Below are 26,281 nucleotides of genomic sequence, written 5' to 3' on the forward strand. Positions count from 1 at the left end.
ATAAAACTGCCATAGAGTAGCTCCAGAACCCGATCAGGAGCGCGTTATGGTCATTACAGAGCTAATACATACTGTGAGCGATACGAATTATTTTCCCCGCGAATTAAGCTGGCTGTCATTTAATGGCCGTGTACTGCAGGAAGCAGCTGACGAACGTAACCCTTTAATTGAACGTTTACGTTTTCTAGGTATTTATTCTAATAACATGGATGAGTTTTTCCGGGTCCGGGTAGCGGATGTGAAACGCCGTATCCTGCTGAAAAAATACCATGCCAATGAACAGGAAGATGCTGAGCAGTTATTACACGATATTCAGAATATCGTGCTGCACATGGGCGAGCGCTTTAATAAAATTTATGACGATTTACAGCAGGAACTGCGTAAACACAATATTGAACTGATAGATAACTTTAAGCTGACAGACGCTCAGGCACAGTGGGCCAGAAGCTATTATCGCAGTGAAATACAGCGGCATTTATCGCCTATTATCCTTTCGGCCGAAGAAGTGAAACTGGCCAAGCATTTAGAAGACAACGCCACCTACCTGATGGTGGAAATGACCGGCTCTAATAAAGCTGAATACGCCATAGTGCAAGTACCTACTGGTGTGATGTCACGTTTTGTTGAACTGCCGCTGCATTTAAATAAAAGCAAAAAGAAAGGCCGCTACCGCCGACAGATTATTTTGCTCGACGACATCATAGTGCACTGTTTAAAAGACTTGTTTAACGGCTTTTTTGACTTCTGCGAAATTCAGGCCTTTTCACTGAAACTGACCCGTGACGCCGAATACAATATCAGCGATACGCTGGACCAGTCCCTGATCGACAAAATGTCCAAAGGCATCAAACAGCGCTTAAAATCTGAGCCAGTGCGTATGGTGTACGACAGCCATATGCCTGAGCATATGCTGAAAATGCTGAAAAAATTACTCGGCTACAGCTCTTATGACTCCTTAATTCCTGGCGGTAAGTACCGTAACTTTAAAGACTTTATTGGTTTTCCAAATATTGGCCATCCGTCTTTAGAATTCCCAGCCATGCCGGTATTAAAAAGTCCGGAATTTGAGCGTCATACCACCAGCTTTGAAGCAATACGCACCTGCGACATTCTGCTGTATTACCCTTATCACAGCTTTGGCTATTTTACCGAGTGGGTGCGTCAGGCCTCCTTTGACCCTAAAGTCACCACTATCAAAATGACCATGTACCGTGTCGCAAAAAATTCACGGGTCATTCGCTCCTTGCTGGATGCTGTGCGTAACGGCAAACAAGTGACAGTAGTGGTTGAGTTAAAAGCCCGTTTTGATGAAGAAAATAACATCAACTGGGCGCGGCGCATGACCGAAGCCGGTATTGAAGTGATCTTTGGCCTGCAAACCTTAAAAATTCACTCAAAACTCTGTTTAATCACGCGGCAGGAAAAAGGCAAAACAGTGAAGTTTGCCCATATAGGCACAGGTAACTTTAACGAAAAAACCGCCCGTATTTACACCGACATGAGCTTATTCACCTGCCACAGTGAAATTTGTGACGAAGTGGATCAGGTGTTTGAATTTATTCAGTACAGCTATAAGCCGTTCCAGTTTAACCATTTGATTGTCTCCCCAACCTGGAGCCGGCCTAAACTCAGTGCCTTGATAGAGCGGGAAACCAGTTTTGCCACTTCTGGCCGAAAAGCTGAAATCACGCTAAAAATCAATAATCTGGTCGACAACCAAATCATTGATTTGCTGTATAAAGCCAGCATGGCAGGCGTTAAAGTCCGTATTATGGTACGGGGTATGTGTTCGCTAATTCCTGGAGTCAAAGGCCGTAGTGACAATATCCACGTATTAAGTGTGCTGGACAGATACCTTGAACACGCCAGGGTTTATGTATTTAACAATGGCGGTGAAACGGATTTATATATCTCATCAGCCGACTGGATGACCCGTAACCTGGATCAGCGGGTAGAAGTAGGTGTGCCTATTTATGATGCGGCTATTAAGCAGCAAATCATGACCACACTGGATATTCAGTGGCACGACAACGTCAAAGCCCGGATTATTGATAAAGATCAAAGCAACCACTATGTAAAAAGAGGCAATAAGCGTAGCATTCGCTCCCAACAGGAAATCTACGATTATTTTGCTCAGTTGCAGCAATCCACTCAGGCCGGAACATGACCCACTGGACCAGCGCAGACGCTACTACAGATACACAAAAAGCCGCTTCTTATATGGCGGCTGTTGATTTAGGCTCGAACAGCTTTCACATGGTGATAGCTCGTGTGGTAGACGGTGCATTACAACTGCTACACCGCGAAAAACAAAAAGTGCAGCTGGCCGAAGGTTTAACAGAAGATTTATTGCTCACCGAAGAAGCCATGTTACGTGGTCTGGCCGTGCTGGCTCAGTTTGCTGATACCTTAAAACCTGTACCGACACAATCGGTGCGGGTTATTGCTACTTACACCTTAAGACGGGCGAAAAATAGTGCTATGTTTTTACGTCGCGCTCAAGCCGTATTTCCCTTCCCTATTGAAGTGATTTCGGGTCAGGAAGAAGCACGTTTTATTTATCAGGGTGTGGCCCATTTTGAACATTATCAGGGCCGTCGACTGGTAATGGATATTGGGGGCGGCAGCACTGAGTTTGCTATAGGAGAAGGTTTCCAGCCGCTCAAACTGGCAAGCCGTAATATGGGCTGCGTCAGTTATGCTCAGTTTCATTTCCCCAATGGCCGCATCAGTGCCAAGAAGTTTGAACGCGCCATTTTACAGGCTGAACAGGAACTTGAACCTATAGTCTCAGCTTACCGTGAAACCGGCTGGCAACAGGCGGTCGGTACTTCAGGCACAATAAAAACCATTCGCGACATTATTGTCGGTTTAGGTTGGCATCCGGTTTGTATTGAACTCGAACACCTACTGCAATTAAGAGACCTGCTGATAGCGCAGGAAAATAGCCTGCAGCTTGACTTACCAGGTTTAGCTGACGATCGGAAATTACTGATCTGCTCCGGTTTAGCTATTCTGATTGCGGCTTTTAATATGCTTGGCATTTCACAAATGTATTATGTGGATGCGGCACTGCGTGAAGGCGTACTCTATGAAATGAGTGACCGCCTGCACCACCATGATATTCGTGAACATACCATTCAAAGTCTGATTAAAAGATACAGCATAGATACAGCTCAGGCCGACAGAGTGCGTCGCACAGCGCTGGAGTTATTTGCTCAGCTAAGGGCGAACTGGCAGTTGACGGATGAAATGGCAGATTTATTAAGTTGGGCAGCCACTGTGTATGAAATTGGCCTGCATATCAATTCGTCCAGTGTGCAGCGGCACTCGTCTTACATCTTAAAAAATGCCAATTTGCCTGGTTTTAACCAGGAACAGCAACAGCTTATCGCCACCCTGGTGCGCTCACATCGTCGTAAAATTAAAAGCGAAGATTTGTCACAGTTTTATTTGTATAGCTCAAGTCAGGTGGTGTCTTTATTGGTATTGCTGCGCATGGCGGTGTTACTCAATCAAAAACGCCGTGACGACTTTTTGCCTGAACTTAAAGCCCAAGGCCAAAATCAGCACCTTAGTCTGCACCTGCCTAAAGAATGGCTGGAACAACAGCCTTTATTGGTTGCTGATCTCCAGCAGGAGCAATTGCATCTGAAAAAGATTGCCTTTGTGCTCGACTGCCCCTATTTAGTAGAGTGCAGTTTGCAAAGTCCGGGTTTTGATCCATCCAGTTTGGATGAGGAGTAATCACATAACGCCCAACAGGCAAAAGGAAAAGTTACAGATGCCACAGATTTTTAGTAACGACGCTATTAGCAGAGCTTTATTGTTAGTGATCCTCTGTGCCGGCGTATTCTTTTTTATCGGCTTTCTGGTTCCTGTACTGGCTGCTTTGATTATTTGTTTTGCCAGTTGGCCTTTGTACCGTCATTTGCTGAACTACTGCCACAATAACTCAGCCTTAGCAGCCAGCGTCGCTATTATCGCCATTTTGCTTGGTCTGGTGATCCCGCTTGCTTTGGTATTCAGTTATGCAATGGAGGAAATACGCGCCTGGATTGAGTGGTTGAAGTATGCCAACGAACACGGTGCTGCTGTGCCAGACTGGCTCAAAGCATTGCCTGGAGTTGGGGAAACCTTAGCAGCTTATTGGCAAACCTACTTAGGCGAACCTCATCAGTTAGGCCAGGTGGTCAGTTTAGTCAGCGGCGAGCAAATAGGTGGTATATCCAAGTGGGTGCTGAATTTTGGCTGGACCACGGCAGGCTTTATGCTGACCTTGTTGTTTATGCTGATCACCTTGTTTTTTCTGTACAAAGACGGAGAAAGGCTGGCCTGGCAACTGGATACTGTTGGCGAACGTATTTTGCCTGATCGCTGGAACCGCTTTTCCCGTGTTGTGCCTGCCACCGTCAGCTCGACTGTGATAGGTATGACCATTATCGCTATAGGCGAAGGTGTGGTGCTGGGCATAGCGTATTGGATAGCTGGTGTGCCCTCCCCTGTAGCTTTTGGTGTGCTGACAGGTTTTATGGCGCTTATTCCGGGTGGTGCGCCTTTGTCTTTTAGTTTAATTTCTATTTATCTGATTGGCACAGGCGATTTAACAGCTGGGGTTGGCCTATTTTTATGGGGCAGCATTGAGCTTTTTATTGTCGATAAAACCATCAGGCCTAATCTGGTGGGCGGTCCTGTTAAACTACCGTTTTTACCCACCTTTTTTGGTTTAATAGGTGGTGTTAAAACTATGGGCATGGTCGGTTTATTTGTTGGCCCTGTACTGATGGCGCTGTTAGTGGCGATTTGGCGCGAATGGCTCAGAGAACCCAAAATAATAGTTGAAGCCGCAGAGGCAACAGCCGCACCCACTAAGCACGAATAATAGTGAGGTTGTCGAGCTAACAGCTTCTGACGCTTTGCTTTTTTTACCACAAGCAGTATGGTAAGGCTCAAAGACTTTAAGGACCTTACCATGCTCAGAACTTTAGTTTCATTGCTGGTTGCCAGTGCGTTTTCAGCCCAGGCAGCCATTGATTTAAAACCTCAAACCGAATCCGCTATTAAGACGATTCAGCCACAGATGCTGGAATGGCGCCGTCATTTCCATCAGCACCCTGAATTATCTAACCGAGAAGTCAATACAGCCAAAAAAGTAGCTGACCACTTAAAAGCCCTTGGTCTGGAAGTGCAAACCGGCATTGCCCATCATGGTGTGGTGGGTGTATTAAAAGGCGCTAAACCTGGCCCTACGGTGGCTTTAAGGGCGGATATGGATGCCTTACCTGTCACTGAGCAGGTCGACTTACCTTTTGCGTCTAAAGTGCGCAGTACCTTTAATGGTCAGGATGTAGGTGTGATGCATGCCTGTGGTCATGATGCCCATACTGCGATGTTGATGGCGACAGCCTCAGTGCTGACAAAGCTGAAAGCTGACCTTGCCGGCACCATTTTGTTTGTATTTCAACCCGCAGAAGAAGGCCCGCCTGCAGGTGAAGAAGGTGGAGCCAAGTTAATGCTCAAAGAAGGGGTGTTTGCTAAATACAAACCCGATGCCATTTTTGGTCTGCATGTCTGGCCAGGCCCGGCAGGACAATTACAAGTTAAAAGCGAAGGCATCATGGCCGCAGCTGACAGTTTTAATATCACAGTCAAAGGCAAGCAGGTGCATGGCTCCAGCCCGTGGCGTGGTGTTGACCCTATAGCGGTCACAGGTCAGCTCATCACCGCCTTACATCAAATTCCAGCCCGTCAGCTGGATGTGACTCAGGCTCCGGCTGTGTTATCTGTAGGTCAGGTGCATGGTGGCGTGCGCTGGAACATTATTCCGGATGAAGTAAAACTTGAAGGCACTATACGGACTTTTGATCCTGTTATGCGTGAGCAGTTACTACAAAAAATGCAGCACACCTCAGAGCATATAGCGGCGGCCAGTGGCGCTACCGCAGAATTTCATAACCATGGTTTTGCCGCTGTGACCTGGAATGATGCCAAACTAACAGAATGGGCTATGCCGAGCCTAGAATGGGCAGCAGGCAAAGCTGGTGTGGCACCAATCAAACCTATCACCGCCTCTGAAGACTTTTCATTTTTCCAGCAAGAAGTACCAGGCGTATTTTTCTTTTTGGGCATAGCGCCAGACAATACTCCGGTCGACAAAACCGCACCTAACCATTCACCATTTTTTCAGGTGAATGAACAAGCGTTGGAAAATGGTGTTCGGGCTTTAACTGGCCTGGCTTTAGATTATTTGGCTAACCCGGCAAAAACAGATAAGAAAAGCTAAAGAGTAAAACCATCACCACAGCGGCAAAGCCAAACACTTTGCCGCTGCATTGCATTAAATCCTGCCAGCTGGTTAAAAGCCCTGTGACTAACATCGCAAAAATCAGGCAACTTTGTGATAGCACAACAGCGCTCTGACTGAACCAGACAGGCACGGCAAAGCCGATATTGATCAGCACCACCACAATAAAACCAAGTACAAACCACGGAAAAACAAAGCCCTCTTTATCTTTGCTGTTAAAACTTAGCAAAAGTAAAAAAGGCACCAGTAAACAAACCCGGAATAATTTAGCAATCACAGCTTGTGGCGCTGCATCGCCTAACTGACTGCCTGCAGCCACAGCTTGTGACACTTCAGGTGCCGTGCTGCCAATCAGCCAGGCCAGTTGTACGTCAGGTAAAAAACCTGCGTGCATCAGCAATGAATACCCCAGCAAAGCCAGCAAGCCCATCAACAAAACCATAGCCAGGCTTTGAGTTAACGTAGCTTCGTCACTTTTGCGCACAGACCAGGTGGCAAAAATGGCCGAAGTTCCACAAAAACTTAAACCACAACTGACTAAAAGTACCAGCTCTTTGGGCAATTTAAACACTTTAACCCCAAGCCATAATGCAGTGGCCAGCACCAACAACACCAAGGCTGCCAGCTGCAATAAAGCCAGCGGGCTGGTTTGCAGCACCAGTTCAGAATCGACACTAAAAGCAAATAAAACGATGCCAAAACGCAGTGCTTTTTGCTGAAACAGCGCCAGTTTATCCAGTTGTGAAGCCAGCAGCTCACGAGGTTGAATCGAACACAAAGGCAATACAAAAGCAGCTGACAATCCCAGCAGCAAAGCAACAAACACAGGACTGACCCATTGATGCAGTACAGGCGCTGCCAGATAACAGAGTTGTAACAGAAGACTAAGCAGAAGTAATACCAACATAATGATGTCATCTTTGTTGTATAAACGACGCTATTGTAATGCGTGATAAAAATAAGAATAATGGATTTATCTTATTACTCAGATTAGATAAACAAATGAATTACCCCAGCCCACGCCATTGGTTGTTATTGGATGCCATTTGCCGTCAGCACAGCCTGACCAAAGCCGCGGATCTTTTAGCATTAAGTCAGTCAGCAGCGAGTCAGGCCTTAAAAGAGCTGGAACAACGCCTGGGCCAGCCGTTATTTTTACGTCAGGGCCGACAGCTAATCCCTACCCAACATACACTGGATCTATTACCCAAACTGCAGGTGTTTCTTGAGTTGCAGCAAGAATTGGTGAATTCAGAGCCTGACAAAGGCGAACTTAGGCTGGTGGCCAGTGAAACTGTAGGCTGCTATTTGTTGCCCGGCTTACTGGCTCAATTTACTGCTCTTTATCCACAAATTGATTTTAAATTAAGGCTTTGCAACAGCAGCGAAGTACTGCATCTGATGCACCAGCAACAGGCTCAGCTGGGTTTTATCGAAGGCCCGGTACTGAGCGCTGAGTTTCATATTCAGCATTGGCGACAGGATCTGACCGTACTATTTGGCAGCCCTAAGCTGCATCAGAATTTATCGACAGAACAGTTATTGACACAACGTTGGATAGTGCGGGAACAAGGCTCAGGCACCCGGGCTGTATTGGAGCATGAACTGGCACGACTACAGTGGGCCCCCAACAATCTGTTGGAGTTGGAGCGACCTGAAGCTATTAAACAAGCTGTTAAACAAGGCCTGGGTATTGGTTGTTTGCCTTTGCTGGCAGTGCAGGATGAAATTAATGCAGGTCAGTTGGTGTTGCTGCAAAGCCCTTTGCAGCTTCAGCGGCATTTCAGATTGGTGCAACATAAAAACTATCAGCCGCCGCTGCTGCAAAAATTTTTGCAATTTCTGCAGCAGGAGGCGCCCGTTAACGGACTTTAATAGTTTTACGTTTGGGTTGAGATTCAGCAGGCAAGCTAAAAGAAAAACTGCTGCCTTTTTTCGGCTCACTGAAAATCATCAGTTTGCTGTTATGGCGTTGCAGCACGTGTTTTACAATAGCTAAACCAAGACCTGTGCCACCTGTAGCACGGGCTCTGGCCTGATCAACACGGTAAAAACGTTCTGTCAGCCGTTTCACATGCTGCGGCGCTATACCTTCACCATTATCGCTGACACTGAACACAGCTTTCTGATGTTGGCGTACCCAGCTCACCTGAATTTCGCCGCCATTCGGAGTGTATTTAATCGCATTGGTGATCAGGTTAGAAAAGGCACTGCGCAGCTCTTCGCGAATACCGGATACCACCAGATCAGGCTCAACTGAAAAGCTGATCTGATGATGTTTATCACGATTTAAGGTTTGAGATTCTTGCTCCAACATCGCCAACATCGCAGGCACATCGATATGATCTTCAAACTGCACTTTAGCTGCAGCTTCAATGCGTGACAAAGTTAACAGTTGCTGCACCAGCGCATCCATACGTTTGGTTTGCTCCAGCATCACAGTGTGAGCTTTTAGCCAGATACCGGCGTTGGGGAGATTATCCGCATCCATCACTTCCAGATATCCCTGCAGTACAGTTAAAGGAGTACGCAGCTCATGTGAAACGTTAGCGACAAAGTCTTTGCGCACCTGCTCCAGCAGTTTCAGTTGAGTGACATCCCGCACGATCAGCAAATGCTGGTCGTCACCGTATTGCAGCATGCGGTATTCCAGCACCAAATCTTCGTTCACCGGAGAGGATAGTTCCAATGGCTGATCAAATTGCTTCTGTTGAATATAAGTCTGAAATTCCGGGTTACGTATCAGGTTATCAATACGCTGACGTTCATCCTGGGGCCAGCGCAAACCAACCAACTGCTGCGCCAGTTTATTGCACCAGATAATGGTCCAGTCGCTGTTCAACACGACTATGGCATCAGGCAATGCTTCGGCACCATCGCGAAAACGCCGGATCAGCCCACGCAATTCTTTATTCTTTTTACGGGCTTTGCGCAAGCGGTAATAAATACCGTCAAACACCTGCTGCCAGCTGCCATCACCGGCCGGAGGCGTCAGCTTTTTATCGCGCCACAACCATTTGTCCAATATAAAAATATGCCGGTAATTCCAGCCAAGCAGTACTAAAGAAGTGGCAAATAATGCAGGAAATAGCAGGTCAAACAACCAGCCTATTAATGCAACGACAAAAAACAAAAGGAAGATTTTGCTGAAAATCTTCCTCTTCGACAATAACAAACGCATAGCACCTACTTATTACCCGTCGTTCCTGAAGCCGCAGCGTTGTTGGCTGCCCTCTCTCGGTTGCCGCCTCGCCGCAACTCCAATTACTTAGGGTAAATCACCAAAGTAACCGGAGATAAGTTATTTCGCTGAAAACCTATAACCTGAACCACGTACAGTTTGCACTAAACGGTCATGCCCGGCCAGTGAAATGGCTTTGCGTAAACGGCGGATATGCACGTCAACTGTTCTGTCTTCGACATACACATTGGTACCCCAGACATGATCCAGCAATTGTTCACGGCTATAAACACGTTCCGGGTGCGTCATAAAAAAGTGCAGTAAGCGGAATTCTGTAGGTCCCATATCCACGGCTTGCTCAGCAGCAGTCACACGGTGAGACACAGGGTCGAGCTTTAAGCCCTGTACTTCAATCACATCATCTAAGCTGGTTGGCGCCACACGGCGGATCACAGCTTTAATACGAGCCATCAGTTCTTTTGGTGAAAAAGGTTTGGTTACATAGTCATCAGCACCTACTTCGAGGCCCCGTACTTTGTCTTCTTCTTCACCACGTGCCGTGATCATAATGATAGGAATAGTACGGGTCAGCTCATGCCCTTTCATTTTTTTGGCAAACTGAATACCGCTGCCACCAGGCAACATCCAGTCCAGCAATACTAAATCAGGGTAAGGTTCTACCAGCATATTGACGGCAGAATCAAAATCTTCCGCAGTGCTGGCCTGATAACCATTTTGTTCAAGCACAAAACACAACATGTCACGGATCGGTGCTTCGTCTTCTACCACCAGGATTTTTCTAGACATAACCCTCTACCAATTCAAGCTAATTTATTGATTCTGACCAGTATGGCGTTAGTTTATGACAGTTTTATGAAAGCAAAACAAGCATTCTGACCTCTAATGACCAGACGCAATGCCCCATCAATACCTTCAACCACAAAACTGCTGCAGCATTTCGGTTTTTTGCCAGTTCAAAATTAAAAACTCTCAATCTGCTTACATTTTTCTAATAAATGAAGAAGTCCAGTAGATGACACTTTAGTGAACCTTTTTTGACAACACCGCCGCTACACCACGTCAGACGCGGCCCTCATTTTAAGTTCAATTTTCCTCACCCTCACTGTAATAAAACAGTCATTAAGCCTGAGTATGGTTGGCCGAGCTTTTTTATAACAACAGCATTCATGTGATTATTGGAGATTAAGTGATGGCTTTACGTAACTTCTTAAAATTGAGCGCAATTGCCTCAGCTTTAGTATTAGCTGGTTGTGGCGGTGGTGATATCAACATTGATACAGGCAATGGCGACAACGGTGGTGTTACACCGCCTCCAACAAGTGCTTGCCCAGCCTTCGCAACTGCAGCATCTGCCTTAGCCGGCGTAACCACTCCTGTTTGTGAAATCAAAGGCACTATTACCAGTGATGTGACTTTAACAGCAGATATCGCTTGGGCTTTATCAGGCAAAGTGACTGTAGGTAATGATAATGCCAACAGCGCAACTTTAAGCATTCAGCCTGGCACTAAAGTCTTTGGTAAAAGTGGTGCCGACTACTTAGTTATTGCTCGTGGTTCAAAAATTCAGGCAGTAGGTACTGCAACAAACCCTATCGTCATGACCTCAGTCAATGACATGTTAGGTTTATCTGATGAAGAATCAGCGGCTGAATGGGGTGGTTTAGTTTTATTAGGTAAAGCGCCTACTAACAAATGTGATCAGGCCAATTTAGCAAACTGCCAGGTTCAGGCTGAAGGTGAAGCCGGTCCTTACGGTGGTGCAAATCCAGACGATAACAGCGGTGCATTAAAATACGTACAAGTACGTTACGCTGGTTTTGAAGTTATTCCTGACAACGAATTAAACGGTATCACTTTTGCCGGTGTAGGCCGTGGCACTACAGTGGAATACATTCAGGTGCATAACAACCTGGATGACGGTGTAGAGTTTTTTGGTGGTACTGTTGATTTAAAACATGTGGTATTAACAGGTAACCGTGATGACTCTTTAGATTGGGCTGACGGTTGGACCGGCCGTATGCAACACGTATTAATTCGTCATAATCCAAATGATACGAAAGCCAACCGTGGTATTGAAGCAGACAACCAGTCTTCAAATTTCACAGCAACACCTATCAGTAAACCTCGTATTTCTAACCTGACTATTGTTGGTAATAACTTTGACGGTGATGAAGACTCAGAAGGCATTTTATTACGTGCCGGTACTTCTGCAGAGTTATACAACACTATAGTCACTGGTCCTGAAAAAATGGGTGAGTGTTTTGAAATCAACACCACTGAGACGGCTGACTTTGCCAATAGCGGCGATTTAGTGTTCCGCAACTCCATCATCGACTGCGCTGAACCTTTTGCCAATATTAAAGATGCCAATGACAACGTTACTTTTGACGCTAATGCCTGGTTTACAGCTCAGCCAAACAACTTAGTGGGTGATGCTTTATTAGGTGGTTATATCCCAGCCCCTAACTCTCCTGCTTTAGCAAATGGTTTTGACATTGGCAATATCGATGGCTGGTTTGATGATGTGGACTACATAGGTGCTTTTGATGGCACAACAGACTGGACTAAAGGCTGGACCATCAGCCTGCACCCTGAAACTGGTGCTGGTTTAGATACATGCCCAACTGGTACTACAGAAGTAGCAAGCTTAACAGGTAAATTAAACTGCCAGTTAACTGGTGATATCACCACTAACGTGACCTTAGCAGCTGGCGCTGACTATGTATTAAGTGGTCGTGTTCGTATTGGCTCTGACAATACAAATAATGCCACATTAACAGTACAACCAGGCGTAACTATCTACGGTAAATCAGGTGCTGATTTCTTAGTGGTAACCCGAGGTTCAAAGATTAACGCTGAAGGTACTGCTGCTAACCCTATCACTTTTACCTCAGTACAGGACGTGATTGGCTCACCTACAGCCGAAGGTCAATGGGGTGGTTTAGTGTTGCTGGGTAACGCACCAAGCAACAAGTGTGCTGATGTGAATAACTGTGGTATCGAGGCTGAAGGTGATGCTGGTTTATATGGCGGTCCAACTGCAACAGACAGCAGCGGTTCTCTGAACTACGTCATAGTGAAACACGCAGGTTACGAAGTTATTCCGGATAACGAATTAAACGGTATTGGCTTCTTCGGCGTAGGTTCTGGCACTAAATGTTCAAATATTCAGGTACACCAGAACCTGGATGACGGTATCGAAATGTTTGGTGGTAGCGTTAGCTGTAAAAACGTGGTGTTAACATCTAATGGTGACGACTCTGTAGACTGGACTGACGGCTGGAACGGCAAACTGCAGTTCGTACTGGTAAAACATGCAGCTGATAACTCGAAAGCTAACCGTGGTATTGAAGCAGATAACCAGTCAACCAATCAGACTGCAACGCCGGTCTCAAACCCAACTATCGCCAACATGACCATTATTGGTAACACCTTTAATGGTACAGACGACTCAGAAGGCGTGTTACTGCGCGCAGGTACAAATGCTCAGTTGCATAACTTCCTTATCACCGGTCCTGAAGGCATGGGCGAGTGTTTCGAACTGGATTCAACCCCAACTAAAAACTTCGCTTTAAGCGGTGAATTAAAATTCACTCACTCAGTGATCGCATGTTCTGAAATAACAGAAGCAGGTAAAGAAGTGTCTGCAGGTGTATCACAGACTGATTGGTTCCTGGCTCAGGAAGGCAACACAACTGCGGCAAATCAGGCTGCTGTCTTAAACGGCATCTTCACCATCGACGCTACTCCAGCAAAAGATATGAAACCTGTTGATGCCTTCTTTGACACTGTGACCTTCACTGGTGCTGTATCACAAAGCAACAACTGGACTGCTGGTTGGGCTGTAGGTCTGGACGACTAAGCAACCATAAACTGCCAGCTTGCTGGCAGTTTTGCATTCACTTAGTGCCGGGCCTCCTTTGGATAAGCCCGGCACATTGATATACGAATTAGCTGATAGGACCAAGTTCAAATGAGCAGCAAGCAACATTTTAAAATCAGTCAGGTTGGCCGTGGCGTATTGCTGGCGTTAGCCGCAACAGCCAGCATGATGCCCGCATTAGCCCAGGAAGCGCCTGCGAAGCCTGCAGCAAAAGAGCAGGAAGTAGAGCGCATTGAAGTTTCTGGCCGTCTGATGAGTTCAGCCGCTTCAGCTGCAGCAGAGCGTCGTGAACAACCATATGTCGCAGAATTATTAGGCATGGAGCAAATCTCCAGAGCAGGCGACAGCAACGCAGCAACGGCTTTACGCCGGGTGACTGGTTTAACTTTAGTCAAAGACAAATTTATTTATGTGCGTGGTTTAGGGGAACGTTATTCCAGTACCCTGTTAAACGGCGCTATGGTGCCAAGCCCGGATCCAACACGGAACGTAATCCCACTGGATATGTTCCCAGCCGGCATCATTGAAAGTTTAGTAGTACAAAAAGCCTATTCACCTGAACTGCCAGCCGCTTTTGGTGGGGGTAGCGTTAATATCCGCACTTCGTCTATTCCATTGCAGCGTACCTTTAACCTGTCTGTTGGTACTGGTTTTAGCAGCTTGAATACTGACGATGCTTACACCTACAACGGTGGTGGTGATGACTGGAAAGGCAGCGACGATGGCACTCGCTCTATGTCGCCTGAACTACGTGCGGCTTTGGACCAATACGGCACCATCAGCCAAATCAATATCGCTGAAGCTTTAGGTGGCATCAATCAGGGCAACCTGGCTCAGGCTGCAACTATAGTGCGGGAACTAGGTTTAAACTTTAACCGTGATATCGACGTGCAGCGTGAAAACATCAAACCTGACTTTGATGGCAGCGTGTCTTTTGGCGATAAGTTTGATGTTGGTTCCTCTGTTTTTGGTGTGATGGCTGGCGTCAGCTACGACAGATCAACGCAAAATATCGAAGAGCAGGAACGTTACTTCTCTGTCTCCGGTGACGATTTAGTGCCTTTAAATATTTATGATGATATTAAAGGTACAGAACATCAGGTGAAACTGTCTGGCATGCTGAACTTTGGTTTAGAGCTGAATGAAAACCACCGTTTTGAGACTGCATCTATTTATCTGCGTGATACTAAAGATGAAATTAAAGTCAAAAATGGTGACAGTATCGAGACAGTGAACGAAACTGATCGTTTTAATACAGACACCTCTATTCGTTACGAAGAACGCTCTATGTTCAGTAACCAACTTCGTGGTCGCCACAATTTGCCATGGTTGTACGACATCAGTGTGGATTGGCAATACACAGATGCCAAAGCAGAGCGTGATGCTCCGGGTGAAATCGAATACCGTTACGTCAACGAACTTCAGCCTGACGGCTCTTTCAGCTCTTTCTTGCGTCGTAACCAGAATGCTGTGAACTACAGTTTCGGTAAGATGGAAGATGACACTGAAAACGGTAGCTGGAATGCCAAATTGCCTTTTACCTTAGGCAAAGCTGAAATGGCATTAAACGGTGGTTATTCTTACTTTGAACGTCAACGTGAGTCTGAAACCAACCTGTTTAACTTCAATACTGTCGGCTACAGCCTGGATCAGCTGAGTCAGAAGTTTTCAGATATATTCTCAGATGAAAGCATTCTTAATACGGCTAATGGTTTCCAGATTTCAAACGTCACCACTCAGGCTGATGATTACATAGCCGCACAAATGATCGATGCCGCATATGTCGGCATGGAAATGAACTACGACTATCTGTACCGCTTGAACTTTGGTGTACGTTACGAAGATTTCCGTCAGATTTCTGTGCCGTTAAATGCGGATGGTGAAGTCAGCGGCAATATCGAAGAGTTCCCATTGCAGGAAGATGGTTTTTATCCATCTATGTCTTTCACCTGGTTTGTTAGTGAAGAGTTGCAAGCGCGTTTTGGCTACAGCAGCACTGTGGTTCGCCCGGACTTACGTGAAGTAACGCCAGTACTCTTTATCGACCCACTGACGGACTTTAAAGTCACAGGTTTCTCTGGTCTGCAAAGCACAGATGTCACCAGCTACGATGCCCGTTTAGAATGGTATTACGACGAAAGTAACTACAGTGTAGGCGTGTTCTATAAAGATTTGGATAAACCAATCGAATCCATTGAACTGTCAGGCTCAGACGGTAACTTATTGATGTCATTCCGTAATGGCGACAAAGGTGAAGTGTACGGTGTAGAAGCTGAATTCCTGCAACAACTGAATATGTTTGAAGGCGAAAGCTACAAATGGATGGATAACTTCTTTGTAGCCGGTAACTTCACGTACAGTGAATCTGAAATTACTATTCAGCAATTTGCTGGTACCAACCTGACGAACCTGAAGCGTCCGTTAAGTGGTCACTCTAAACATGTAGTCAACTTCCAGTTGGGTTTCGATTCGGACAACGACGAGCATAATGCGACTCTGACGTATAACGTCTTCGGTAAACGCATCGCCTTTGCTGGTGTAAACGATAAAGATGATGCTTATGAGCAGCCGTTTAACTCGTTAGATTTTGTCTACTCGTACACACCGTTTGAATCCACTTCAGTCAAGCTGTCGATGAAAAACCTGCTGGACGAAGATGTTGAAATTATGCAACAAGGCGAGTTGTTACAACGCCGTGTTGAAGGCCAAAGCTACGGTTTAAGCTTCAGCTACAAATACTAAGTTAGTGTTTTTATGCAGGGGTCAGAACTTCAGTTCTGACCCCTTTTTAATGAGCTTCAATTAGTGCATCAGCTGTTCTATAGCTTCCGGCTTATTATGAATGGCGAACTTATCCACCAAAGTTGCACTGGCATGATTTAGTCCTATCACTTCTGCTTCCACCCCCGCCTTTCGGAATTTTAAAATCACTTTATCCAACGAGCTTACTGCTGTGATATCCCAGAAATGCGCATGAGTTAAATCAATCTGCACAGCACGAAGTGGTTCCTTAAAATCAAAAGCCGCAACAAAAGGCTCAGCAGAGGTAAAAAATACCTGACCTGTCACCAGATAACGGCGACTACTGCCATCGGCAGATAATTCAGACTGTATCGCCAATAACTGCCCTACTTTGTTCGCAAAAAATAACGCACTCATCAGTACGCCCACAAAAACGCCGTATGCCAGATTGTGAGTAAAAACAACCACCAGCACGGTAATAATCATCACCAGACTGGAGCTTTTAGGGTTGCTGGCTAAATCCCGCACCGACTGCCAGTTAAAGGTACCAATGGATACCATAATCATAACAGCGACCAAAGCGGCCATAGGGATCATGCCGACCCATTCGCCTAAAAACACTGCAAAAATAAGCAGCAAAATACCTGCCAGCAGGGTAGACAAACGAGTACGACCACCGGATTTGACGTTAATCACCGACTGACCAATCATGGCACATCCTGCCATGCCGCCCAATAAACCCGAACCTATATTAGCTATACCCTGCCCTATACATTCGCGGTTTTTATTGCTGTTGGTATCTGTCATATCATCGACAATAGTGGCCGTCATTAATGACTCCAGAATACCGACTAAAGCCAGACCTAGAGCATAAGGAAAAATAATTTGCAGAGTGTCCATAGTCAGAGGCACATCAGGCCATAAGAAGATTGGCAGGCTATCAGGCAAAGCGCCCATATCCGACACAGTACGAACATCAATTTGGAAATACAGCGCGATGGAGGTTAATACCACAATACACACCAAGGGCGAAGGCACTGTTTTTGTGACATAAGGAAACAAATAAATAATAGCTAAACCCGCAGCTGTCATGGCGTAGACATGCCAGGTCACATTGGTCAGCTCAGGCAGCTGCGCCATAAATATCAGAATAGCCAAGGCATTCACAAAACCTGTTACCACAGAGCGCGAAACAAAACGCATCAGCTCGCCGAGTTTGCATAAACCAAACAGAATTTGCAGTACACCGGTTAATAAAGTAGCCAATAACAAATACTGCAAACCATGCTCTTTCACTAAGGTGATCATCAACAGCGCCATAGCGCCTGTGGCAGCAGAAATCATAGCAGGACGGCCACCGGCAAAAGCAGTAATCACGGCAATAGCAAAGGATGCGTACAAACCCACTTTAGGGTCAACACCAGCAATAATAGAAAAGGCGATGGCTTCCGGGATTAGTGCAAGAGCCACCACTATGGCGGATAAAACATCGCCACGAATATTAGACAGCCAGTGCTGTCGTATCGATTGAAACATCAGGATTTCCTTTGTAGCAGAGTATATAAACGCATTTTTTCAGGCATAAAAGTTGTAACGCCCCAAATCGCGTTTTCACTTTTATAGATGGAAAAACGGTTTAAACACTACATCGGCGACAAAGTTCCTTGCAACAATAAGGGGAATGAAAGTCGAAAACGAGATGGAGTATAACGCAAAAGTGGGGCTGGAAAAACCACAGACACCAGATCCGGTTTCTCTGATACAGTAGTTCTGTTCTGATCCTGATCACTAATTTTCCACAGCACCGGAGGCTTTGATGTATCAACTTTATATCGCCAATAAAAACTACTCGTCCTGGTCGTTGCGGCCCTGGGTGTTGATGCACACTTTGGCCATTCCTTTTGAAGAAAAGCAGGTGCAGTTTCAGTCCAATGACAACAGTGCGCAATTTAAGGCTTTTGCACCCAATGCTAAAGTACCTTGCCTGCATCATGACAACTGGGTGGTCTGGGATTCACTGGCTATTGTTGAATATTTGGCGGAGCGTCATGCCGGTGTATGGCCAGAAGACAATAAAGAACGCAGCTGGGCCCGTTCTGCGTCAGCGGAAATGCATTCAGGCTTTAGCGCACTTCGAAGCTACTGCCCTTTTCACGCCGGTGGTCGTTTTGATAAAACACCATTGCCCGATGCGGTCCTGACTGATTTAAAACGTCTTGAGCAGCTGTGGCAGGAAGGACTACAACGTTTTGGCGGGCCTTATCTGGCAGGAGCGTATTTTAGTGCAGTCGATGCATTTTATGCCCCGGTATTATTTCGTATTCAAAGTTACCAGTTGCCTGTGGCCGCAACTGTTTCACCTTATATCGAGCTGATGATGAATTTGCCTGCAATGCAATTGTGGTATCAGCAAGCCTTAGCAGAACCATTTTGGGACGACGAACATGAAATTGCAGCTCTGGGGTCTGGCAAACTGATTGCCGATCACAGATCCGGTTCAGCTAACTCGTCCGATGTAGGATAAAAATGCGCACCAGCGCCTTTTTCTGCCAGCTTATCCTGTGGGTTACGTAAGGGGCAATGCGCCATAGATAAACAACCACAACCTATACACATGCTCAATTGATCCCGCAGATCCGTCAGTTGAGCAATTCGTAAATCCAACTCCACTTTCCATTGTTCAGACATCTGCTGCCAATGCTGCTGATCGGCATTTTGCCCTGGCGGCAATACCGACAAAGCTTTGCCTATTTGTTCCAGTGGAATACCGGTGCGCTGCGCCACTTTAATAATAGCCACCCGTCGTAACACATCCCGCGAATAACGACGCTGATTACCAGCATTACGCTGACTGTAGATCAGACCCTTTTGCTCATAAAAGTGCAAAGTAGCCACAGAGACACCGCTGCGTTTCGCCACTTCCCCCACGGACAACACTGCTTTTTTTGCATCGTATTTTAAAGACATAAAAAACACTTGACCTTAACCTTACTTGAGGTTTTAGCATAACTGCAATTTCATCCACAGGGGAAGTTTTTATGTTGGAACATGCGGTATATGCGATAGACCTGGGTTGTAAGTCTGATCAGGACTGTGCACAGCAGTTATTAAATCGTTTGCAGCGCGCTATTAATCAACGCAATTGGTCATTATTCAGTGAATGTTTTACCCGGGATGTGCTGATGGTCAATATACTGGGTCAACGCCTGACAGGAGCTGCTGAACTTAGGTCTTATCTGCAACAGCTGATGGAATTACATCAGGACAGAGTCTGGGTTTATCAATTACTGCATTTACAACAACTGGATCTGGATACTTTTTTAATCAACGCGGAGCAGCGCTGGCAACACAAGGAACGGCAGCACAAAGTGGGTCTGTGCAGCACTCCGCTTTATGTGGTGAAACGACAAGGCAGTCAGTGGCAGATATGTGCGGGAAATATGCTTTAGATAGACGTATGAGCCCAGCGCTTCAGCGCTTTTTCCACTATTCCTTGCTGCTGCATCAGGCCTAGCTGTTTTTGGATTTGTTCGACCAGCAGTGAGTTGTGTGGATTCAGCGCACAATAAACTTCAGCTGGCTCGGCCCAGAGTGGATCAACAGCCAGCTTAGAGCTATCAAAATGTTGCTGGTAATGACCGTAACTTAAATCAACCGTCATGACTAAATCGACCCGGCCTTGCTCAAGACGCTGAATGTTTTTTTCCAATGACTCAGCGTCATCACGCACTGCCGCTTTGCTTTCAAATAACGGCTGTAATTCAGGGTATGAAAAACCTCTGGTGGTGCCTATACGTTTACGGAACAGATCCTGATTAGATCGCACCGGACTATCTTCAGAGCGGCGCACTATATATTGACGAGTATGAAATAACACAGGAGTCCAGCTTAGTTTATAGGTAGCAGGCACCCACTGTGGGTTTAAAAAACAACTGATATCGGCTTTATCTGTCACCAGCCACTCAACCACCCGGCCCCGCGGTAAATCCAGATACTCTACCGACCTGTTTAGTCTGACAGAGAGGGCATCCAGTAGTTCTTTGGCGATGCCGCCTGATAAGCGCTGCTGTTGATCAAAGATGGCGTAAGGTGCTGTATTGGTTTGGCTGACCACAGCACGTAAAGGCTCAGCCGACAGGATCAGATTAGGAAACAGCAACAGCAAGGACCACCACTTCCACATCAGACGTTACTCTAGGTTGTGCTACGGTTTTGTATTTATCATAACTAAGCATTTACAATTTAAATAGTCACTTAACGCTTAAAGTAGGGTTTTTATCTCAGCTGTTATTTCAGCTAAGAAAAAGGCAGCCATAAGGCTGCCTGTTTTACACAACTTGAGGATCAGAACTTATGTTCTATACCCACAGCAACATAATCACTGTCGACTTTGCTATCAAAGTCGAAGCTGCTGTACCAACCAAATAATTTGGTATTTTTGCCTAACTTGTAATCTGCACCAGCGGAAATGCCGTTGTCATCTTCTAAAGTCTGGTACTGGGCTTTTAACTCCCACTTGTTCAGTGGATAAGCAATATTTGCCATATAACCATCTGACTTTTCGCCTGTTTCCACTTCTTCCTGCTGCTGTACCATAGCGCCTAATTTAAAATCAGCGACTTTAAACTGCACAGTTGCACGGCTGGCGTCATAACCATTCATTTCACTGTCCATGGCGATTGATGCATACCAGTCAGATTCTTTTAAGCTCTCATCACCGTAAACTACAGCATAAGACTGAGCACTTTTTGCGTCCGCTTCGTCTTCCATCACATGAGTCAGCAGCAACTTAAAACCCTGGAAAGAAGGTGAGCTATAAGCAACAGAATCACTCATACGGTTTTCACCTTTCCACAAACTTTTCAGATCCGCTTCATAATCGTTAAACAGGTCCAGTTTACCCTGAGACAGTTTTAACGCTGTGTCGTGGCGACCAGCAGTCACTGTACCGAATACACCTTGCAAACCAATAAACTGGTTACGGGATTTGATATTTTTCTCATTCGCCTCATCAGACGGGTCAACTTCCCACTCCAGTTGGTAAATCAGAGTCAAACCTTCTTCCAGAGCATAATCGCCCTGAATACCAAACCGGGAGGCATTACTTTTTAATTCGCCGAACGATCCTTCGCCCTCATCAGACTGTTGTGCTGAAACGTTAATTTTTCCGTAGATTTCCCAGTCTTTGGCCTGGGCCGTTGCAACACAACTTAAAGCCAATGCAATACTTATTAAAGTTTTTGCAAACATGATTTTTTCCTTTCGTAGTAGGAGATTTGGGCTAACAAATACTGTTTAGCTAATGAACAACAACTGCATGCGGGAAGCTCAGCATCCAGCATCAATTTAATGACCATCTGTCGCTGAGCTATTGATATGTGACAATAAAGCTTCCGTAACATGACGATTCGGAGGCTATTTTATGACTGAATAATGACAATATTATGACAATGAAAAAGTAATGATTATGGCGCCTTTAGTTCCTGACACTCCCCCACTCTTTGGGCTTTATCAAAATCCAGCCCCTGTTGCAGGATGCGTGGGGATGGACGCCAGTCCGGACTGACCCAACTTTTGCTAAGCTTTTGATCCGGATATTGAATAGCCGCCAGGTCAAGCACAGTGTGAAAGATGCTGCTGGTCATCAGTGGTTGTTCGCGACGTTGTTCAGCCAGCGTTTTTTTCTGAGGGTATTGCAGATTGTAAGTCTCTGAGGTCCACAGAATAGATGCTACTCTATAGTCACGTTCTGTATTGTGACCATGGCCACTTTTGCCACATTGGCCATCAAAAATATTTTCGCCATGATCCGACACGTACAGCAAACTGCTGATACTTTGGGTCTGCTCCAGTTGTTTAATCAGGTTAAACAAAAAGAAGTCGGTGTACGCCACACTGTTATCGTAAGCATTGTTTAGCAAGGTTTTCGATTTTTGATCATGCATACTGACCAGCTGTCCCTTGCCTGAAGGGGTAAACAAGTCAAACGCATCCGGATAGCGGTCGGCATAGCTAAAATGACTACCCAAGGTATGCAACACAATCAATTGTTTAGGTTCGTTCTGTTGCAGTACACGCTCAAAAGCTGGCAGTAAAATATCGTCGTAAAACCCCTCTTTCTTATAACCTACAGGATTTAAATACTGTACCTGATCGGCTTCACTGGCGTGTAAAGCGATGGAAGAGTCGTGCACGCCGAGTGGACTTTGTGTGGAAAGCCAACTTGTGCTGAAACCAGCCTCTTTAAAGGCCGCAACCAAAGAAGTTTCAGTGGGGAAATAACGCTGATCGGTGGCATTTTTGCGCGACAGGATCACGGGTACCGACATCCGTGTCCAGGCCCAGGGGCTGACCATATTAGTAAAACTAATCACATTTTTGGTACCAGCCAAACGGGGAGTGGTTGCTCTGTTGTAACCATTTAACTGCAAACGATCCGGCCTTAAGGTCTCCCCTATCACCAGCACAAAAACTTGCCGTTGTGCTGGTACATCGGCCTGACGGGCAGAGAACTTAAACAAAGCTGTACTTTCTACAACCTCTGCCACAGCTTGTTTCTGCTTTACAAATTCATTGATGGCTAACAGCATATTCAGCGGATAAGTTGCATGAAACTTCTCATAGCTGTAAGGCAATGGCCGCTGCACAAATACGTTCTCTTCCGGGTTGCTGCGCTGCTTGGCTTTATTGATCTGCTGATACTGCCATTCGTTCCAACTCAAGCTTGCTAATACTCCGATACAAATAAGCCAAATGACTGGTCGTATACCGGTCTCCCACTGCCAGTGACGCTGCCAGGCGCTACGCACCAGATACCACCAGAGCACAACAATGGCCACTACCGCCAAAGCTAAAAACACGCCAATACCAGTCAGGTAACCCAAGGCTTCGGTCAGATCGGTTTCTGCCACTATAGCTATGGCGTGAGCATCGGTATTTTTTTGATAGGTCAAAAGGTAAAACACTTCTTGCGGCACCAGCAAAGCAGCAGGTAACAACAACACCAAACCTGGCCATAAGGAACGGAATAACGACAACACCAGCATATAACACCAGACTGCTGCTATAAGTTTCCATTGCAGGTAGGGGACCAGATCCTGTTCTGGCCACTGCACCAGTACAGGAGATAACAACAACAAGCCAAAGACAACTAATCCGAAGACACGACACAACGAATGCACTACTGACTGATTCACCAAAAAGCCTCCGGGCTCAAAAATCAAAATACGCTTGGTCTGAAAAATTGGGATTCTGAGCGCATTTTGTAGTTTTTACCAGAACTGTTGTAAAGGAAAAAGCTGTGAACATAGCTGAAAAAAAAGAGAAACAAAAACCGTCGCGACGGCTAGGTGAAAGATAGCCCCACGTTCAAAGAAGTTTGTTACAAACTTCTGTATTTTATACTGCTTTTGTACGAAAAACCCATTTACAAAAGGTCTGTATTTGTACTATATCTAAGGCTCCTGTTTTAACAGGTACTACTAATACTTATAAAGAATGCAACAACAAAAATCCAGCTAGGAAGCAAGAAAACATGAATAATAACAAAATAATACAATTAAGCCGCTGCGCTATAGCCGTCAGTGCCGTGCTGTTGAGCGGACAAAGTTTTGCTCAGCAAGCTGATGACGGTAAAGAAGTTGAACGTATTGCAATCACCGGTTCTCATATTAAAAGAACAGATCTTGAAGGCCCTTCACCTGTCACTATTATTAGCCGCGATGACATCGACAAGTCAGGCTTTGATAACCTGCAACAATTACTGGAGCGTTTACCAGCTGCAGGTTCAGGTACATTCTCAACACGGGGTAATAGCCAGGATTCGACAGCCAATGGTGCAGCAGCAGTCAGCTTAAGAGGTTTCGGTGCTGATGCAACGCTGGTACTGATTAATGGTCGCCGTGTAGCCAGCAGTCCTTTTGCCGAAGGCATAGTGAATAGTTTTGTTGATATCAACAGTATTCCAATGGCCGCCATTGAACGTATCGATATCTTAAAAGATGGCGCGTCTGCCATTTATGGTTCTGATGCAGTCGCAGGTGTAGTGAACATTATCCTGCGTAAAGATTTTACCGGCACGGATGTCACTGCAGGTTTTGGTGGCGCGACAGGCCCGAATTATGACGAAAAAACCTTCTCAACAGTCTGGGGCACGGGTGACGATAAAAGTAATGCCACGTTAATCCTGGATTATTTTAACAACTCTCAAATCGACAACTATGAATTAGGTCGTTTTGGTACTTCGGATCAAACCCCTTATGGCGGCCAGGATTTCCGGTCATCACGGGGCTATCCAGGTCGCTTTATTGTAGATGGCGTGGTCACTATTGACCCGGGTTGTCCTGCAGATCAGACAGCCGGTGCCACCTGTTTATACGACTACGGCCCGTCCTCTATTGCAGTTCCTGAAGCAGAGCGTATAGGTGCAATCCTCAGCATGAACCGCGACGTCAATGACACTGTAGAGTTGTTTGCCGAAATTGCAGCGCAACACAACACCTCTAACGCTGGTGGTGCTGCGACACCTTTAGATGAAGGTGCCGGTTTAACTGTGCCAGGAACACATCCAAACAACCCATTTGGTCAGGATGTTGAAATCAGCCGTTACCGCACAGTAGATGCAGGCAACAGACGTTGGGATATCACCTCTGATACTTTACGTGTGTTGGCGGGATTACGCGGTAACATCAATAACTGGGACTGGGAAACCGCAGTACAAAAAGGCCGTAGTGCTTCGTCTCAAACTGGCGATAAATCACAAGGTTGGGTACGCACTGACTTCCTGCAACAAGAAATCAATGCAGGCCGTTACAACCCATTTGGTGGCGTGCAAAACCCACAGTCTGTCATTGATGCTATTACCACCAGCTTAGTGCGTCGTGGTAAATCACATATGACCTCAGCTGATGCCCGTATCAGTGGTGAACTGTTCGAAGTCAGTCATGGTGCAGTGTCGTTAGCTGCTGGTGTTGAATACCGTAAGGAAGACGCCACAGATACCCCGGATGATCAGTTCCAACGCGGTTTAATTTTTGGTACTGAATCTGTATCAGCTGCAGCCAGTCGTTCACAAAAAGCCGCCTATGTTGAAATTTCAGTGCCTCTGTTAGAGAATCTGGAAATGCAATTGGCTGAGCGTTATGACCATTACAGTGATTTTGGCGGTACAGCCAATCCTAAAGTTGCCTTCCACTTTACACCAACTGATGAATGGTCACTGCGTGCTTCCTGGAGTCAGGGCTTCCGTGCTCCTTCATTGGCACAAGTTGGCTTAGGCCCCTCACAGGAATCACAATTTTTTATCGACACATTCCGCTGCCCTACTCCTGACGCAGGAAATCCGGCTTGTGCTTCTACCGACTACACCATCGTCTTTGCAGGTAACCCGAACTTAGAAGCGGAAGAGTCTGAAAGCTGGAACGTCGGAGCAATCTGGCAAGTGACAGACGATTTGGATTTCAGCGTCGACGTCTGGAGTATCACTCAGGACAATAAAATTGACGAAGTGCCATTTGGCGATGTCTACGCTGCAGAATGTGGTAACCAAAACAGTACCATCTGTGTGCGCCGGGCACCTCTGCCAGGCCAGACTTTGGGTGAACTGGACAGGATCAACAACACCTTCTTTAACGTCAGCTCTCAGGAAGCGGACGGTATCGACTTATCCAGCCATTATAAAATGGATTTAGAAGGTATGGGTAAACTGAAATTTAACCTGGAATATACCTACCTGAACAACTTCGAAAAAGATGGCCAGGATTACACAGGTGAATACCGCTACCCACAAAACCGCTGGACAGGTACTGCAGACTGGACGTTAAACGACTGGGGTGCAGCAACAGTACTGACCTACGTAGGAGAGTTTGAAGATACTCCGGACATCGATTTTGATGGAGCTTTGGACTTCGAAGAAAACGAATCCCGTAAGGTTAAAGCTCAGGTGCTGGTGGATGTTCAGGGTTATTACAACCTGAACGAAAAAACCAAACTCACTATTGGTATCAATAACCTGTTTGATGAAGATCCACCATTTGCTGTAGGCGATGGTGATGGTGATTTATATGGTTATGTCACCAGCATGTACAACCCTCGTGGTCAGTATGTATATGGCAAAGTGAACTATAAGTTCTGATGCCATAATAAAGCAAAG

18 protein-coding genes are annotated in these 26,281 nt (G+C 45.9%); 10 read left to right on the forward strand and 8 right to left on the reverse strand.

Translation table 11 applies throughout. The features are described from left to right. Positions 1–46: 46 nt before the first annotated feature. From ppk1 to OM978_RS17225, 4 genes are all read left to right on the forward strand, one after another. Entirely contained in the window at positions 47–2,167 is a 2,121-nt protein-coding gene (ppk1, locus tag OM978_RS17210; protein WP_264343506.1) for a polyphosphate kinase 1, read from the forward strand. Next, positions 2,164–3,747 carry an exopolyphosphatase gene (locus OM978_RS17215; RefSeq protein ID WP_264343507.1) on the forward strand — a complete coding sequence of 528 codons (1,584 nt, stop codon included), beginning with the start codon at positions 2,164–2,166 and terminating at the stop codon, positions 3,745–3,747. Before ppk1 ends, OM978_RS17215 begins: the two co-directional genes overlap by 4 nt. Positions 3,748–3,784: 37 nt before the next feature. After that, on the forward strand, positions 3,785–4,882 hold the full coding sequence (locus OM978_RS17220; protein WP_264343508.1) for an AI-2E family transporter: 1,098 nt from the start codon (positions 3,785–3,787) through the stop codon (positions 4,880–4,882). 90 nt (positions 4,883–4,972) lie between these two features. Beyond that, positions 4,973–6,283, forward strand: a complete 1,311-nt coding sequence (locus OM978_RS17225; RefSeq protein WP_264343509.1) for an amidohydrolase — start codon at positions 4,973–4,975, stop codon at positions 6,281–6,283. Here OM978_RS17225 and OM978_RS17230 read toward each other — a convergent pair. Next, entirely contained in the window at positions 6,252–7,211 is a 960-nt protein-coding gene (locus OM978_RS17230) for a YeiH family protein (protein WP_264343510.1), read from the reverse strand. The two genes, OM978_RS17225 and OM978_RS17230, sit on opposite strands and share 32 nt — an antisense overlap. 95 nt (positions 7,212–7,306) lie before the next feature. Here OM978_RS17230 and OM978_RS17235 point away from each other — a divergent pair, with 95 nt between their 5' ends. Beyond that, complete coding sequence (locus tag OM978_RS17235) at positions 7,307–8,179, forward strand: LysR family transcriptional regulator (RefSeq protein ID WP_264343511.1); 873 nt, start codon at positions 7,307–7,309, stop codon at positions 8,177–8,179. On the opposite strand, the gene phoR is transcribed toward OM978_RS17235, so the two are convergent. Next, positions 8,166–9,485, reverse strand: a complete 1,320-nt coding sequence (gene phoR, locus OM978_RS17240; protein ID WP_264343512.1) for a phosphate regulon sensor histidine kinase PhoR — start codon at positions 9,483–9,485, stop codon at positions 8,166–8,168. The two genes, OM978_RS17235 and phoR, sit on opposite strands and share 14 nt — an antisense overlap. Positions 9,486–9,605: 120 nt before the next feature. Continuing rightward, positions 9,606–10,292, reverse strand: a complete 687-nt coding sequence (gene phoB, locus OM978_RS17245; RefSeq protein ID WP_008900420.1) for a phosphate regulon transcriptional regulator PhoB — start codon at positions 10,290–10,292, stop codon at positions 9,606–9,608. Between the two features lie 403 nt (positions 10,293–10,695). On the opposite strand from phoB, the gene OM978_RS17250 reads away from it, so the two are divergent. Both OM978_RS17250 and OM978_RS17255 read left to right on the forward strand, forming a co-directional pair. Then, a complete protein-coding gene (locus OM978_RS17250) occupies positions 10,696–13,368 on the forward strand; it encodes a hypothetical protein (RefSeq protein WP_264343513.1) in 2,673 nt (890 codons plus the stop codon). Positions 13,369–13,479: 111 nt separating this feature from the next. Further along, positions 13,480–16,131 (forward strand): TonB-dependent receptor domain-containing protein, encoded by a 2,652-nt coding sequence (locus OM978_RS17255; RefSeq protein WP_264343514.1) that lies wholly within the window; start codon positions 13,480–13,482, stop codon positions 16,129–16,131. 60 nt (positions 16,132–16,191) lie between these two features. On the opposite strand, the gene OM978_RS17260 is transcribed toward OM978_RS17255, so the two are convergent. Continuing rightward, entirely contained in the window at positions 16,192–17,667 is a 1,476-nt protein-coding gene (locus OM978_RS17260) for a SulP family inorganic anion transporter (protein WP_264343515.1), read from the reverse strand. Between the two features lie 280 nt (positions 17,668–17,947). Between OM978_RS17260 and OM978_RS17265 the strand changes: the two genes are divergently transcribed. Beyond that, complete coding sequence (locus OM978_RS17265; protein ID WP_264343516.1) at positions 17,948–18,655, forward strand: glutathione S-transferase family protein; 708 nt, start codon at positions 17,948–17,950, stop codon at positions 18,653–18,655. Here OM978_RS17265 and soxR read toward each other — a convergent pair. Beyond that, the gene (gene soxR / locus OM978_RS17270) at positions 18,616–19,098 is read right to left on the reverse strand and encodes a redox-sensitive transcriptional activator SoxR (protein ID WP_264343518.1); all 483 of its coding nucleotides are present in this window, start codon (positions 19,096–19,098) and stop codon (positions 18,616–18,618) included. The genes OM978_RS17265 and soxR overlap by 40 nt on opposite strands. Before the next feature lie 71 nt (positions 19,099–19,169). On the opposite strand from soxR, the gene OM978_RS17275 reads away from it, so the two are divergent. Continuing rightward, positions 19,170–19,580: a nuclear transport factor 2 family protein gene (locus OM978_RS17275; protein ID WP_233008271.1), complete on the forward strand. Its 411-nt coding sequence runs from the start codon at positions 19,170–19,172 to the stop codon at positions 19,578–19,580. On the opposite strand, the gene OM978_RS17280 is transcribed toward OM978_RS17275, so the two are convergent. The 3 genes from OM978_RS17280 to OM978_RS17290 form a co-directional block, all read right to left on the reverse strand. Next, positions 19,577–20,314, reverse strand: coding sequence for a substrate-binding periplasmic protein (locus OM978_RS17280; protein WP_264343520.1), 738 nt, complete (start codon positions 20,312–20,314; stop codon positions 19,577–19,579). The two genes, OM978_RS17275 and OM978_RS17280, sit on opposite strands and share 4 nt — an antisense overlap. 161 nt (positions 20,315–20,475) lie before the next feature. Further along, the gene (locus OM978_RS17285; protein WP_264343521.1) at positions 20,476–21,381 is read right to left on the reverse strand and encodes a porin; all 906 of its coding nucleotides are present in this window, start codon (positions 21,379–21,381) and stop codon (positions 20,476–20,478) included. Between the two features lie 215 nt (positions 21,382–21,596). Beyond that, a complete protein-coding gene (locus tag OM978_RS17290) occupies positions 21,597–23,327 on the reverse strand; it encodes a phosphoethanolamine transferase (protein WP_264343522.1) in 1,731 nt (576 codons plus the stop codon). 338 nt (positions 23,328–23,665) lie between these two features. On the opposite strand from OM978_RS17290, the gene OM978_RS17295 reads away from it, so the two are divergent. Continuing rightward, positions 23,666–26,263 carry a TonB-dependent receptor gene (locus OM978_RS17295; protein WP_264343524.1) on the forward strand — a complete coding sequence of 866 codons (2,598 nt, stop codon included), beginning with the start codon at positions 23,666–23,668 and terminating at the stop codon, positions 26,261–26,263. The last annotated feature ends 18 nt before the right edge of the window (positions 26,264–26,281 follow it).

Source organism: Rheinheimera sp. MM224, assembly GCF_947090785.1.
Lineage (GTDB): Bacteria > Pseudomonadota > Gammaproteobacteria > Enterobacterales > Alteromonadaceae > Pararheinheimera.